General features: G+C 70.8%; 13 protein-coding genes. 12 read left to right on the top strand and 1 reads right to left on the bottom strand.

From position 1 onward, the window contains the following. Positions 1 to 120: 120 nt before the first annotated feature. Entirely contained in the window at positions 121 to 345 is a 225-nt protein-coding gene (locus tag D451_RS28515) for a hypothetical protein (RefSeq protein WP_081536532.1), read from the top strand. 50 nt (positions 346 to 395) lie between these two features. Next, on the top strand, positions 396 to 1,061 hold the full coding sequence (locus D451_RS0108685) for a hypothetical protein (RefSeq protein WP_017534124.1): 666 nt from the start codon (positions 396 to 398) through the stop codon (positions 1,059 to 1,061). Positions 1,062 to 1,070: 9 nt separating this feature from the next. Here the strand turns inward: D451_RS0108685 and D451_RS0108680 are convergent, their stop codons facing one another. Continuing rightward, a complete protein-coding gene (locus D451_RS0108680) occupies positions 1,071 to 2,264 on the bottom strand; it encodes a M15 family metallopeptidase (protein WP_017534123.1) in 1,194 nt (397 codons plus the stop codon). 610 nt (positions 2,265 to 2,874) lie between these two features. Between D451_RS0108680 and D451_RS0108675 the strand changes: the two genes are divergently transcribed. From D451_RS0108675 to D451_RS0108630, 10 genes are all read left to right on the top strand, one after another. Then, a complete protein-coding gene (locus tag D451_RS0108675; RefSeq protein ID WP_017534122.1) occupies positions 2,875 to 6,099 on the top strand; it encodes a sensor histidine kinase in 3,225 nt (1,074 codons plus the stop codon). 232 nt (positions 6,100 to 6,331) lie between these two features. After that, a complete protein-coding gene (locus D451_RS0108670; RefSeq protein ID WP_014909276.1) occupies positions 6,332 to 6,733 on the top strand; it encodes a roadblock/LC7 domain-containing protein in 402 nt (133 codons plus the stop codon). A 98-nt stretch (positions 6,734 to 6,831) separates the two neighbouring features. Further along, positions 6,832 to 7,248, top strand: coding sequence for a DUF742 domain-containing protein (locus tag D451_RS0108665; RefSeq protein ID WP_017534121.1), 417 nt, complete (start codon positions 6,832 to 6,834; stop codon positions 7,246 to 7,248). A gap of 34 nt (positions 7,249 to 7,282) precedes the next feature. Next, entirely contained in the window at positions 7,283 to 7,879 is a 597-nt protein-coding gene (locus D451_RS0108660; protein ID WP_014911310.1) for a GTP-binding protein, read from the top strand. 90 nt (positions 7,880 to 7,969) lie between these two features. Next, positions 7,970 to 9,673 carry a DUF885 domain-containing protein gene (locus D451_RS0108655; RefSeq protein WP_017534120.1) on the top strand — a complete coding sequence of 568 codons (1,704 nt, stop codon included), beginning with the start codon at positions 7,970 to 7,972 and terminating at the stop codon, positions 9,671 to 9,673. 144 nt (positions 9,674 to 9,817) lie between these two features. Beyond that, positions 9,818 to 10,393: an HIT family protein gene (locus tag D451_RS0108650; protein ID WP_017534119.1), complete on the top strand. Its 576-nt coding sequence runs from the start codon at positions 9,818 to 9,820 to the stop codon at positions 10,391 to 10,393. A gap of 129 nt (positions 10,394 to 10,522) precedes the next feature. After that, positions 10,523 to 11,149 carry a phosphatidylinositol phosphate synthase gene (gene pgsA, locus D451_RS0108645; protein ID WP_014909638.1) on the top strand — a complete coding sequence of 209 codons (627 nt, stop codon included), beginning with the start codon at positions 10,523 to 10,525 and terminating at the stop codon, positions 11,147 to 11,149. A gap of 43 nt (positions 11,150 to 11,192) precedes the next feature. Then, positions 11,193 to 12,125: a phosphatidylinositol mannoside acyltransferase gene (locus D451_RS0108640; protein ID WP_017534118.1), complete on the top strand. Its 933-nt coding sequence runs from the start codon at positions 11,193 to 11,195 to the stop codon at positions 12,123 to 12,125. Continuing rightward, positions 12,116 to 13,345, top strand: a complete 1,230-nt coding sequence (locus D451_RS0108635) for a glycosyltransferase family 4 protein (RefSeq protein WP_017534117.1) — start codon at positions 12,116 to 12,118, stop codon at positions 13,343 to 13,345. Before D451_RS0108640 ends, D451_RS0108635 begins: the two co-directional genes overlap by 10 nt. A gap of 17 nt (positions 13,346 to 13,362) precedes the next feature. Continuing rightward, positions 13,363 to 13,905 (top strand): hypothetical protein, encoded by a 543-nt coding sequence (locus tag D451_RS0108630; RefSeq protein WP_017534116.1) that lies wholly within the window; start codon positions 13,363 to 13,365, stop codon positions 13,903 to 13,905. The last annotated feature ends 133 nt before the right edge of the window (positions 13,906 to 14,038 follow it).

Below are 14,038 nucleotides of genomic sequence, written 5' to 3'. Positions count from 1 at the left end.
ATCCGGACTCCGGGTCCGAGACCTCCGCTGACCCGGACGTTCGCCCCGTTCCTCCCTCTGGACTCGCGGGCACGGCCTGTGCAAGGCTGGTCGCGATTTCGGGGGAGGCGATGGGAGCGCATGGATCCGACACGGGAACCGACCCATAGCCGGTGCGCGATATCCACGTGCGGCTGGTGCGACCGGGACGGGATCGACTGCCGATTCTGCTCCGGGACGGGGTGGTGGCGGCCTCAACGGCCGCATCGGGAGTGCAGCGGCGTGATCGTCTGGCATCGTGTGGACGAACCCTGCCGAGGGTGTGCGGGTACGGGCAAGGAGCACAGCCCGGTCCCGGCGCCCTGAGACGCGGGGTGGGGAGGGTTGTTCGCGGTACGTCAGGGGGAGTGGGGACATTGCGTTGGGTCACCTATCTGTCACCGAGCGGTGGCGGGGTGAGAGCGGGGGCGCTGGACGACGGTGACGTCATGAGCGGGCCCGGGACACCGCCCCTCGACCGCCTTCTGGAGGGCGGGTTCGAGGCGTTGCGCGAGGCCCACGCACGCGCGGTCGATGGGGCCATCGAGATCATCGTGGAGCCGGAGACGCGCATGTGCTCTCCGGTCGCCCCCCGCGAGCCGGTGGCGGTGCGGTTGGGGGACCGGGACGTGGAGATCCCCCCGGAGCTGGTGGTCGGCGCGGACGACGCCGTGGCCCCCGAGGCGCGGGTCGCCCACGCGGGGGTCGCCGCGATCACGGTCGGCGAGGAGAGGGCCGGGGCCTATACCCCGGCCTGTCTGTGGCTGGACGCCGAGGGGGCCGCGGTGCAGCTGAGCCTGGGTCCGGTCCTGACCACCGCCGACGAGCTCACCGAGGGCTCGGTGGAACCGAACACCTCGGTGGACGACGTGGAGAACGGCAGGGGGAGGGTCGACCTCTCCGACCCCTGGTTGACGTCGGGTCCGGGCCGGGTCCGGGCCCGGCTCCCGGCGGTCACCCCGCCCTTGGAGGCGGACGACGAACTGTTCGTCGACGTGGGCGAGCTGGGCTCCTTCGAGGTGAGGGTCGGCTCCCAGGTGTGACCTCCAGGGTCAGGGCGTGTACTCCCAGTGCCAGGGCTCGAATCCGTCGCGCGCCCAGTCGGGGTTCTCCCAGCCGTACTCGGGGGCGTGGTCGAGCATCCACCGATGTTCGGCGCTGTCCAGGACGTCGACCCGACCGCACAGGTCCACGGCGACGCCCAGCCCGTGCGCGCTCGTCCCCGGCCTGGCCGCCATGCCGGGCAGCATCTCCTGGAACAGGCGCACCTGCTCGTGGTAGGGCCGGTAGGAGTCGGTGACGCACATGGGCCTGCCGAACTCCTCGCGATAGGCCCCGTCGAGTTCGACGAAGGCCTCCGCCGCGTCGGCCCGTAGGACCTCCCCGGGCTGGGGGAGGGGGCACAGGGCCGAGTCGGGGACACGGCCGTTCCCGAAGTCGCCCGGATCCCGGCCCTCACAGACCCCGCCCGCGCTCGACGTCGCGTCAGAGGCCGGGGCGTCATTCTCCTCCGAGGAGCCGTCACCGGCCGCGCGCGCGTGCGATCCGTCCGCCGAGGACGGCCTCCCGGCGTCGGTGATGGCCTCCTCCAGCGCGGTCTGTCGCTTCAGGAGCTCTCGTGCCTTCTCCTCCTGCTCGGCGATGGCCTCCTCCGCCTCCTCGCGGGCCCGGGCCGCGGCCTCGGTGGCCTCGCTCCGCTCCTCCTCGGCCTTCTCCGCGCTTCCGGCCAGGGTCGCGGTGGCCACGCGCGAGGCCTCCGCGCGGTCGAGGGCGGCCGAACGGTGCTCGCCCAGTAGAGCGAGGTAGGCGCCGCGTTCCAGGAGGCCGACGGGGCCCTCCGGGCCGGTCCAGGCGCGGGCGGGGGACAGGTCCTCGCCCTTGTAGGCGCCCGCCGCCTGCCTGGCGGCCTCCAACCGACGTTCCCGATGGAGCCTCGTGGCGGTGTCGGCACGGGAGACGGCCGCCTCCCGCGCCTCGGTGGCCTCCTCCAGGAGTTCGGCCTCCCTCTCGTAACGCGTGATCATCTCTCCGGCGTGCTCGCGCAGGTCGGCGACCTCGGCGCGGGCCGACGCCAGTTCGACCCGCAGCGTGTGGAGGCCGCTCTCGTCGGAGGTCCGCGCGGCGGCGGGGGAGGGGACGGCAAGGGTGAGGAGCAGGGCGGCGCTCAGGGGAAGAAGGGACGTGACCGGAGCGAGGCGTGGGGGACGAGGATGATGGACACTCCGGGCATTCGTTTCATTGCACACTGTGATCGATTTCGGACGCGGTGCGGCGCGCATCTCCGCCTCCCCCTCAGGGCCTGCGTACATGTCCTGTCACGATGTCACGGGTCATCGTCCTTGATGGGGAAGTCGGGGGTGTGTCCAAATAGTTACCTCTATGTCCGGAGGGTTTTCGGTCTCCCCGCCTGACCTGGGGGGTTGGTCATAATGCGGACAGAGGGGGCGTTATGGGCCTCCGGGGTTCGAAGTTTCCGTGCCGATCGGCATCAAACGACCGAAGCGAGTGCTTCGCTCCCATTGGTACGCTATCCACCGCACGCGCACCTCAAAGCAGTCGGTGCGCGGCTCCTCTCCTCCCAGGCGAGTCCGGCGGACAGTCTTCACATCTCCCCACATTCCCACCGCTTCCTGTTTTCCGGTGGACCACGTGGTCTCTACCGATTTTCCGATCCGGAGCGGTCCAACCCCTGGGTTCAACAGCCGTTCGAGGCGGTGACACGAAAGGTTGCGAGGGTCCGTGTCGACACGAGCGACGAAGAACGCGGCCGCTGCCCCAAGCGAGGCAACGCAGGCCGACAACGCCGAAGCCACGCCCCGGCGCAGAGCCGACTGGTGGCGGCCACGTAACTGGCGGGTGCGCACCCGACTGGTGGCCCTCATCGTCATCCCCACCGCCGTGGCGCTCGCGCTCGGTGGCCTGAGGGTCTACGAGGCCTCGGTCTCGACCGTCACCCACGCGCACATCGAGGACCGGGCCGACGTCGGTGTCCTCATCGTGGAGCTGGCCAACCAGCTGGGGCGGGAACGTACCGCCAGCGCCGTCTACATCTCCGACAACTCCGACCCCACGCGTCGGTCGGACGCGCTCCGTCAGGAACTCGACGAGCAGCGGGACGCCTCCCGGGACCTCCAGAGCACCCTCATCGCCCGTCTCGACGACATGGGCGAGATGGACGGGGACCTGGCCCAGGGACGACTGTCCACCATGCGCAGTCAGCTCTCCACCGTCGACGACCTGCGCTCCGAGGTCGACGAGAGCCGCATCACGGTCCTGCCGGTGGTCACCAAGTACCGGACCATCATCCGCTCCCTCGCCGACTTCAACCAGACGATCGCGGACGAGACCGACGACACCGACCTGCGGGAGAGCGTGCGCGCGCTCACCGCGCTGTCGAACGCCCGGGACCAGCTCTCCTACGAGACCGCGCTGATGGGTCACTCCCTGACCCGTAACTCGATGACCGGCGGTATCTCCGAGGCCATCGACTCCAGCCGCGCCCGCTACGAGAACGAGATCTCCAACTTCGTCCAGGCGGCCCACCCGGACCAGCGCGCCATCTTCGACGAGCACTTCACCGGCCTGGAGGTCAGCCAGGTCTCCACCATGCGCATGCGCGTCATGTACCGCGCGGACCGCGGAGACGACCTGACCGGCGTCACCGCCAACGACGGCCCCGCCGACTACCAGGAGATCGCCGACGTCGCCCTCGAACGTCTGGAGACGGTCGAGACCGGTCTGGCCGAGGGCATCGCCGATGACGCCAACGAGCTGCGCGGCGCCGCCCTGCTCCGCACGATCATCGACCTCGTCATCGTGGCCGGCGTGCTCCTGGCGGTCTTCATCCTCACCTCGCTCGTGGTCCGCTCCCTGGTGCGCCCGCTGCGCACCCTCCAGGACGGCGCCCGCCGCGTCGCCGAACGCGACCTGCCCGACGCGATCAACCGGATGCAGGAGGCCGGAGCCGTCCCCGAGAACGCGCGTGTCACCCCGATCGAGGTGGACACCCGCGACGAGATCGGCGAGGTGGCGCGGGCCTTCGACGACGTCCACAGGGTCGCCCTGACCCTGGCCTCCGACGAGGCCGCGCTGCGCAGCAACGTCAACGCGATGTTCGTCAACCTCTCCCGCCGAAGCCAGACCCTGGTGGAGCGGCAGCTCCGTCTGATCGACGGTCTGGAGCAGTCCGAGCAGGACGCCGACCGTCTGTCCGACCTCTTCCAGCTGGACCACCTCGCCACGCGTATGCGTCGCAACAACGAGAACCTGCTGGTCCTGTCCGGTCAGGACAACACGCGCAAGTGGGCCCAGCCCGTTCCGCTGGTCGACGTGCTGCGAGGCGCGGTCTCCGAGGTCGAGCAGTACGAGCGCGTCAACGTGCGCGCCCCCTCCCACATCTCGGTACTGGGACGTCCGGTCAACGACGTCATCCACCTCGTCGCCGAGCTGGTGGAGAACGCCACCGCCTTCTCCCCGCACGACACCGAGGTGCTGGTCAGCGCCAAGATCCTGGACGGCGGAGCCGTTCAGGTGGACGTGACCGACAGCGGTATCGGCATGGCCCCCGACGACCTGGCCGCGGTCAACGCGCGCCTGGCCGCCCCGCCGGTCATCGACGTCGCGGTCTCGCGCCGCATGGGTCTGTTCGTGGTCTCGCGCCTGGCCCACCGTCACGGCATCAAGATGACCCTCCAGGAGGCGCACGGCGGAGGCACCACCGCCTGCGTCGTCTTCCCGCCGGACCTGCTCATCACGCCGGTCGAGGGCCAGCACGCGCTCGGTGGCCCCGAGGCCCGTCCCGAGCTCTCCGCGGCCGTCCCCGACACCTTCGCCGACGCCGAGGCGGCCTTCGCGGCCACCCCGCCCGCCGTCGAGCCGGACGACCCCTGGAAGAACCAGGACGCGTCCTCCGCGCCGAGCGACCTCGGTGGTCTGCCCAAGCGCACCCCCGGTGGCGGTCTCTCCGAGGAGCACCCGCCCAGCGGCCAGGACCTGTGGGGCAACGACACCGGCACGAACTGGGAGGCCCCCGCCCGCGCGGAGGGGCTCTCGCCCAACAGCGGCCTCCTCGGCAACGACACCGGGTCCGTGGTGGACCCCTACGACACGCCCGAGGAGGACGAGCCGCAGTCGGAGAACACCGGCCGCAGCCTGTTCGACCCGGCGCCCCGGAACACCGGCTCCACCGGAGGCCCGGACACCGGCTCCTTCCGACGTCCCACCGACACCGGAACCTTCGGCCGGCCGGCATCGGACACGAGCGCCTTCCGCAGGCCCACCGAGGCCGAGCGTCGCGAGGTCGACTCCTACGACGCCTTCGGTGGATCGGGCTCTCGCGGCGGGTCGAACGACACCGGCGCCTTCGACACCGGAACGCACCGGACCAGCGCTTTCGGCGCCTCCGAGCCGACCCCGGAGCGGGGGGACGACAACACCGAGACCTTCCCGGCCCTCTCCTCCTGGGACACCGAGAGCCGTTCGGAAGGCACCTCCGGCCCCGGTCGGGTCGACCCGACCGAGCCCTCTCGGACCGCCGCGAACGAGAATCGCGAGGGCTACGGTTCCACGGCCTACCTCTCTCGCCGTTATGGTGGCACCCAGGGACCGAACAACACCGTCGTGCCCCCCACGCCCGCCGGTGAGGGTTCCGACTCGCTGCCGATCTTCGACGCCATCGAGTCGAACTGGTTCAAGCGTCGCAGTGGTGGTCCGACGGTGGACGCCACGGAGACCGGACCGATCCCGCAGGTCCCTGCGGCGGAGGAACGGCCCGCGCCGAAGGAGGAACCGGCCCCGAGCGGACAGAACGCCCGTTCGGAGCAGGAATGGAACTCCGCGGCCGACCGCGGTTGGAAGGCCGCGCGAACCGCCGCCGAACCGCTCGCCGGTGGTCTGACCACTTCGGGCTTGCCAAAACGTGTTCCCAAGGCAAACCTTGTCCCAGGGACCGCGCCCAAGCCGGAGAACTTCAAGCAGATGCCCACTCGGAGCGCGGACCGGGTCCGGAACCGCTTCTCCGGATTCCAGAAGGGTGTCCGGGAAGGCCGTAACCGGCTCGGTGAGAGTTCGACGGAGGAGTGACCCAAGTGGCCACTGGTGGGACGGGGTCCCCCGCAGTCCTGGAAGCCGGATGCAATAGCATCTACCGAGCTTCTCGGACGCATCACACCCATCGCTTGACGAGAGCGGAACACCAGACTCCCGGTCTCCCCCACCGGAGGGGCCGGGCGGTTCGCAGAGGCAGTGCTGTCACATGCCGTGCCGGCGGTAGCAGTGCCCGAAGACCAGCCGGCGAACTTGGACAGGAGATCAGATGAGTCGACAGGTCAATGAACTCAACTGGTTGATCACTGACTTTGCCGACCGGGTACCGGATGTCGCCCACGCGATCGTCGTCTCTTCTGACGGCCTTCCGTTGGCGTCGTCGGCGGGATTCCCGGCGGATAGGGCCGACCAGCTGGCGGCGATCGCCTCCGGCCTGTCCAGCCTCACCCAGGGCGCGGCCCGGGTGTTCGAGGGTGGAGCGGTCGCCCAGACCGTCGTGGAGATGGAGCGGGGGCTGATGCTCATCATGGCCATCAGCGACGGTTCCTGTCTGGCGGTCCTCGCGGCCGCCGAGAGCGATCTGGGTCTGGTCGCGTACGAGATGACCCTGCTCGTCGAGCGGGCGGGGCGGGCGCTGACACCAACGGCGCGCACCTCGGGAATCCACTGATCCACCACCGACAGGAGGAAGTGGTGGCACCTCACAGTAGAGATGCCGGGAGCGCCTCGTGGTTCGGTCAACAGCCGGGTCATCCCCCCACCGGAGGGATGCCGGCCGTGCCGGGCGGCGGAGATGTTCCTCGACCAATCCAACAACCGTATGACCAGAGATCCGCGCCGGGTAGCGCACCCAGTTCGCTGGTGCGTCCGTACGCGGTCACCAAGGGCCGTACCAAACCGAAGTCACAGCTTCCCCTGGAAGCGCTGATCTCGGCCACCGCGGCGGCTCGTAACGAGTCGGGCACGCTGACGCCTGAATGGCAGGCGATCAGCGACCTGTGTCGGGAATGGCGATCCGTGGCGGAGATCTCCGCCCTGTTGCGGATGCCTCTCGGTGTGGCACGGGTGCTTGTGGCGGACATGTCCGAGCAGGGACTGGTCCAGATCAGGTCTTCGCTCAACAACGACGATCGCCCCAACACCAACCTGCTTGAAAGGGTGCTCAGTGGACTTCGCAAGCTCTAGCCCAGCCGAGGAAGGCGGTGCTGGGGGGAACGCGATGACGTCGGTCAAGATCGTCGTCGCCGGGGGCTTCGGTGTCGGGAAGACGACATTCGTTGGCTCCGTCTCCGAGATCGTGCCGCTGACGACAGAGGCGGTCATGACCAGCGCCAGCGTCGGTGTGGACGACCTCGCCAAGACGCCGGACAAGCAGACCACCACCGTCGCCATGGACTTCGGTCGTGTCTCCCTCGACTCGGATCTGATCCTGTACCTGTTCGGCACCCCCGGACAGCACCGGTTCTGGTTCATGTGGGACGACCTGGTCAAGGGCGCCATCGGTGCCGTCGTGCTGGTGGACACCCGTCGTCTGGCCGACTGCTTCCCCGCGATCGACTACTTCGAAGAGGCGCGCCTGCCCTTCATCGTCGCGATCAACGGGTTCGACGGCTACTACCCCCACGCCGCGGACGAGGTCCGGGACGCGCTCACGCTCAGCCCGGAGATCCCCATCGTCCAGGTGGACGCCCGTGACCGGGCCTCCACCAAGTCGACGCTCATCACCCTCGTCGAACACGCCATCACGGTGGGGGACCCCGAGGGCGCCGCAGGGCAGCAGCCCACCTCCACCGGGGGCCAGACCTCCTGGCGCTGACCCTGGTCACCCCGGGCCGGGGTCCCGCACAGAGCACGGCCCGGTTCCCGCTCGTCGGGAACCGGGCGTCCGTGCCGGCATCATGACCGGATGAGTTCTTCCTCCCGTCCCGACGCCGAAGCGATGACCCGACGATTCCGCGAGGTCGCGGAGGGGGTGCTCGACGCCCTGCTGGACCAGGCCCCGGAATGGGCCCTGGACCTCGGCGACACACGTGGCGCCCATCGCCTGACCGACCACTCGGCGACGGCGGACGCGCGCCGTCTGGCGATGCTCACCGACGCCCTGGGCTCCCTTGACGAGATCGACCAGGACCTGTTGCCGCCCGAGGACTCCGTGGATCTGGAGGTCCTGCGCTCCCGGGTCGCGGCCGACCTGTGGTCCACCTCCGAACTGCGTCCGCACACCTGGGATCCGCTCGTCCACTCGCCGGGCGAGGCCCTGAACCCGCTGATCGAACGCGCCCTCCTGCCCCTGCCCGAACGCCTGGAGGCGTTGGCCTCCCGCTGCGCGGCCCTGCCCGAGTACCTGGCCACGGCCCGCGAGCGTCTGTCCGAAGGCCCCGGCATCCCCAGGACGCACGCCGAGACGGCCCTGGCCCGACTCTCCGGTGTCCGTTCCCTGCTCACCGACGCGTTGCCCGCTCTGGCCCGGAACGAGCCCTCCTTGCGGGGACGGATCGAGCCCGCCCGTGAGGCGGCCCTGGCCGCGGTCGACGAGCACGCCTCCTGGATGCGGGCCGAGGCCGAGTTCGCCACAGCCGACCCCCGGTTGGGCGAGCGGGCCTTCGCCGCCCGCCTCTGGTACACCCTGGACTCCGAGCTCTCGCCCGAGGCCCTCTTGGTCCGGGCCGAGAGCGACCTGCTCGCCACCGAGGAGGAACTGGCCGAGGTGGCGGCGGAGTACGAGGGCGGCCCCCGCCGTCCGGGCGGGGCCGCCGAGGTATTGGACTCCCTCGCCCGAGAGCACGCCACCGACGTCGACACGGTCCGGCCCCTCGCCGAGCGGGCCCTGGCCCACCTGGACCGGAGGGTGCGCGAGCTCGACCTGGTCACCGTGTACGACGATCCGGTCGAGGTGGTGCCCATGCCCGAGGCCCTCAGGGGCGTGGCCGTGGCCTACTGTGAACCGCCCGGACCCCTGGACCCGTCCGCGGCGCGCAGGCCCACCCTGGTCGCCGTGGCGCCTCCGCCCGCCGACTGGCCGACCGCGCGTCGGGAGTCCTTCTTCCGTGAGTACAACGGCGTCATGGTGCGTGACCTCATGGTCCACGAGGCCATGCCCGGCCACGCCCTTCAACTCGCCCACTCGGCCCGGCACGAGGGCTCCACCCGGGTGGGTCGGGCGCTGGCGAGCGGGACCTTCGTCGAGGGCTGGGCGGTGCACGCGGAGACGCTCATGGCCCGCCACGGTTGGGCGGGCGGTACCGACCCGGACTCCCATCGGCTGAACCTGGAACTGCGGCTGGTCCGGCTCAAGATGCGGTTGCGCATGATCCTCAACGCGATCCTGGACGTGCGGGTGCACACCGGGGACATCACCGAGCGCGAGGCGATCGCCCTCATGGTCGAACGCGGGCACCAGGAGGAGGGAGAGGCCTATGGCAAATGGCGCCGGGCCGAACTGACCAGCGCGCAGCTGTCCACCTACTACGTCGGCCAGGCCGAGGTCGCCGACATCGCCCGCGACCTGGAGGCCGCGCGTCCGGAGCTGTCCGAACGCGAACGCCACGACGCGATGCTCGCCCATGGGAGCCCGCCCCCGCGTCACCTGCGCACCCTTCTGGGCCTCTAGAGGGCACGGGCGACCGGAGGATCGTTCTCCGACCGTTCCACGGTCGGTCACCGCACGACGGTGCGCTCCGGTGCGCCCGCTCCCGGGCGCTTCTATGCTGGGACGCGAAGTACGAAACCGGTCATCGAGGGGGACGGACGAGCCATGCGCGGTGCCGACGACGAACCCGAGGACGGTACGGAACCCCACCCCGGAGCGGGGACCGGCGACCCCGACGGTCAGGATCGGCTGTGGACCCCGCATCGCATGGCCTACATCAAAGGCGAGGGCAGGCCCACCGGTCCCCATGCCGAGGACGGCTGTCCGTTCTGCCGCGCGCCCGGCCTTGACGACCCCGAGGGTCTCGTGGTGGCCCGGGGCGAGACCGCCTACGTGGTCCTCAACCTCTACCCCTACAACAGCGGGCATCTGCTGGTCTGCCCGTACCGGCACGTCTCCGAGTACACCTCGCTGGACGAGGAGGAGACCGTCGAGGTCGCCGCGCTGACCCGTGCCGGTCTGACCGCGCTCACCGAGGCCTACCGCCCCCAGGGCTTCAACGTCGGCATGAACCTCGGTACCGTGGCCGGTGCCGGTATCGCCGCCCACCTCCACCAGCACATCGTTCCCCGCTGGGGCGGCGACACCAACTTCATGCCGGTGATCGGCCGGACCAAGGTGCTACCGGAGATGCTGGAGCAGACCCGGGCGACGTTGGCCGAACACTGGCCTCGGGGGTGACCCCGTCCTGACCCGGGCCCCGAACGACCCCGGCCCGGCGACGCGCCACCCCCAGCGGGTGCGGCTCCCACCCCCACGACCGTTCCCGCCCTACGATCACAAGAAGACATGCTGAGAATCCTTCGTCCCATGATCTCCCGGGTCACCGCTCCGCTCGGCCGGAGCCTGGCCCGGATCGGCCTGACACCGAACATCGTCACCATCATCGGTGCCGCGGGTGTCGTCGTCAGCGCCCTGTACTTCTACCCCCGCGGCCAGCTCTACGCGGGATCGGTGGTCATCACCGTCTTCGCCCTCTTCGACATGCTCGACGGCGCCGTGGCCCGCGCCAAGGACAGCGCGAGCGCCTTCGGGGCGTTCCTCGACTCCAGTCTCGACCGGGTCGCCGACGCCGCGATCCTCGCCGGGCTGATGTGGTGGTTCGTCGGCGAGGGAGACGATCCCCTGCTCGCCGGTCTCACCCTGTTCTGCCTGATCAGCGGGTTCATGGTGTCCTACATCAAGGCGCGCGCGGAGGGGCTCGGCGTCAACTGCGACGTCGGCGTCGCCGAACGTACCGAACGTCTGATCATCATCCTGGTCGCCGTGGGCCTGAGCGAACTCGGCGTGCCCTACATCCTCGCGGGCGGTCTGTGGCTGTTGGCCGGGATGAGCCTGATCACCGTCCTCCAGCGACTGGTGGAGACCCGGGCCCGTCTCAACGACTCCGAACGCTCCCGGGACGAGGAGACCGACAAGGCCGACAACGACGCCTGAGCCGTCGGACACGGGAAACGGGAAGAGGACGAGGGAACACGTCGTGGACGAACGCATGGCCGACCTGGCCTACGCGGCCGGGTGGACACTGGTCCGCCGCTCACCGGAGCGGGCGGGCCGGGCGGTGTTCCGTCGGCTCGCCGATCGTGACTGGCGAGCGCACGGAGGCGGTACCCGGGGACTGGAACGCAACCTGCGCAGGGTCGTCGGACCGCACGCCACGGACGCGCAGCTCAGGGCTCTGTCCAAGGCCGGGATGCGCTCCTACATGCGTTACTACTACGAGCTGTTCCGACTGCCCGCGATGGGACGCGAACGGCTGCTCTCCCAGACCCGACAGAGCGGTATCGAGGTCCTGGAAGGGCACCTGAAGGCCGGGCGCGGGGTCGTCGCGGCCCTGCCGCACATGGGGAACTGGGACCACGCCGGGGCCTGGATCGCGGCCCGGGGCACCCCGTTGACCACCGTGGCCCAGAGGCTGAACCCCGAGAGCCTCTATCGACGTTTCACCTCCTACCGGGAGTCCCTGGGCATGGAGGTGCTCCCGCTGACCGGTGGGGACGCCAACACCGTGGGAGTGCTCGCTCGACGGCTGCGCGCGGGCGGCCTGGTCTGTCTGCTCGCCGATCGCGACATCAACGGGACCGGCCTGGAGGTGGACCTCTTCGGCGAGAAGGCGCGTATGCCCTCCGGGCCGGCGGCGTTGGCCCTCAACACCGGGGCCGCCCTGATGCCGGTCTCCCTCTGGTACGACGGGCCGTTCTGGAACATCCGGGTCCACGACGAGATCCCCGTCGCCCCCGGTTCCTCTCGGAGCGAGCGGATTCAGGAGACCACCCGGGCGCTGGCCCGCGTGTTCGAGGGGGCCATCGCCGAGCATCCGGAGGACTGGCACATGCTCCAGCCCGTCTTCTCCGCCGACCACGAGGCGGACCGCGCCCGACGTCGGGACACCGAGGACGGCCGGTGGGACTGAGCACGGCCGGGGGAACGACGAGGACTTCTCCCGCCGGGATCGACACGTTGCGGGTGGGGCTGGTGTGCCCCTACTCCTGGGACGTCCCGGGCGGGGTCCAGCAGCACATCGGCGACCTCGCGGAGACGCTCATCGCCATGGGACACGAGGTGTCGGTGCTGGCACCGGTCGGCGACACCGACCACGAACCGCCCCCCTACCTGGTCCCGGCCGGTCGGCCCGTCCCGGTCCCCTACAACGGGTCGGTCGCCCGGATCGGGTTCGGTCCCCGTTCGGCGTCCCGGGTCCGTCGCTGGATCGCGGAGGGCCGCTTCGACGTCCTGCACATCCACGAGCCCGCCGCCCCCAGTGTGTCCCTGCTGTCGTGCTGGGCCGCTGACGGCCCCATCGTCGCGACCTTCCACACCTCCAACCCCCGGTCGCGCGCGATGACGGCCGGTTCCACCGCCCTGCGCTCGGCCCTGGAGAAGATCAACGCCCGGGTGGCCGTCTCCGAGGCGGCCCGTCGCACCCTCGTCGAACATCTGGGGGGAGACGCCGTACTCATCCCCAACGGGGTCTCGGTTCGACGCTTCGCCCACGCCGAGCCCCTGCCCGGCTGGCCGGGGGAGGGCGGCTCCATCGGTTTCCTGGGCCGGCTGGACGAACCGCGCAAGGGACTGGGGGTCCTGCTGGAGGCCTTCAGCCGACTGGCCCGGGGCCGGCCCGGCCTGCGGCTGCTCGTCGCCGGACCCGGCCGGGCCGACCTGTCCGGGGTCCCCGACGACCTGCGCGAACGCGTGGTCCTCCTCGGTCGTCTCGACGAGGCGGACAAGGTCCGCGCCTACCACTCCGCGGACGTCTTCTGCGCCCCCAACCTGGGTGGAGAGAGCTTCGGTATCGTCCTCACCGAGGCGATGTCCGCCGGAGCGGCCATCGTCGCCAGCGACATCCCCGCCTTCGGCGCGGTCCTGGACGGGGGGAGGGCGGGGGAGCTCTTCCGGGCCGGAGACCCCGACCATCTGGCCGATCGGGCCGCGGCGCTCCTCGACGATCCGAGGCGACGGGACCGTCTGTCCCGCGCGGCCCGGGACGCGGTGCGCGCCTACGACTGGGAGAGCGTCGCCGCCGACATCGCGCACGTGTACGAGACCGTGCTGGGACGGGAGCGCTCCGGCGGAGTCCGGACCGGAGGAGGCCGCTGGGCCTCCGCCCTGCTGCGCAGGGGTGAGCGGCCCTGACCGACGACGTCTTCTTCGTGGCCGTCGTGGCCGGCGCCCTGCTGGTCCTGGTGCTCCTGGGGTTCTACCTGTCCTGGCGGGCCACCCGCCTCGACCGTCTCCACCACCGGGTGGAGACCGCGTGGGCCGCTCTGGACGCCGCCCTGTTGAGAAGGGCCGCGGCCGTACTCGACCTGGCCGCCTCCGGAGGCCCCGACCCGGCCTCGGCCCGTACCCTCGCCGAGGTCGCCGGTCGGGCGAGCCGGGCGGGGGAGGGGGAACGCGAACTCGTGGAGAGCGCGCTCTCGGTCGCCCTGCGCGACGCCCTCGACGGCCGCCCGGTGGAGGGTGTGGGAGAGGACACCCGGGCCCGTCGGGAGGAGGTCCTGCGCGCCGCGCGCGGGGTCCACCTCGCCAGGGTCTTCCACAACGACGCCGTCTCCGACACCCGACGCGCACGCCGTTCCCGCCTGGTCCGGCTCCTGCGTCTGGCCGGGACCGCCGCGCTCCCGGACTACTTCGAGATGGACGATCGGGCCCCGCACCCCTCTCCGGGGAGAAGCGGTACGACCTCGCGGTGAATGCCGCGCGCTCCGGTTCGGAGTGGAACGGGCGCGCACAACACCGATCTGGTCAAAGGCGCCGAAACCGGTGGAACTAGGATGGTGGGTCGGTCGTTCCAGGGGACGCGCCGGGTCCTCACCCGCCCATGCG

It is taken from the genome of Nocardiopsis alba DSM 43377 (genome assembly GCF_000341225.1).
Lineage (GTDB): Bacteria > Actinomycetota > Actinomycetes > Streptosporangiales > Streptosporangiaceae > Nocardiopsis > Nocardiopsis alba.
Note: the sequence above shows the minus strand (reverse complement) of the source record. Positions and strands in the feature narration are given on the sequence as shown.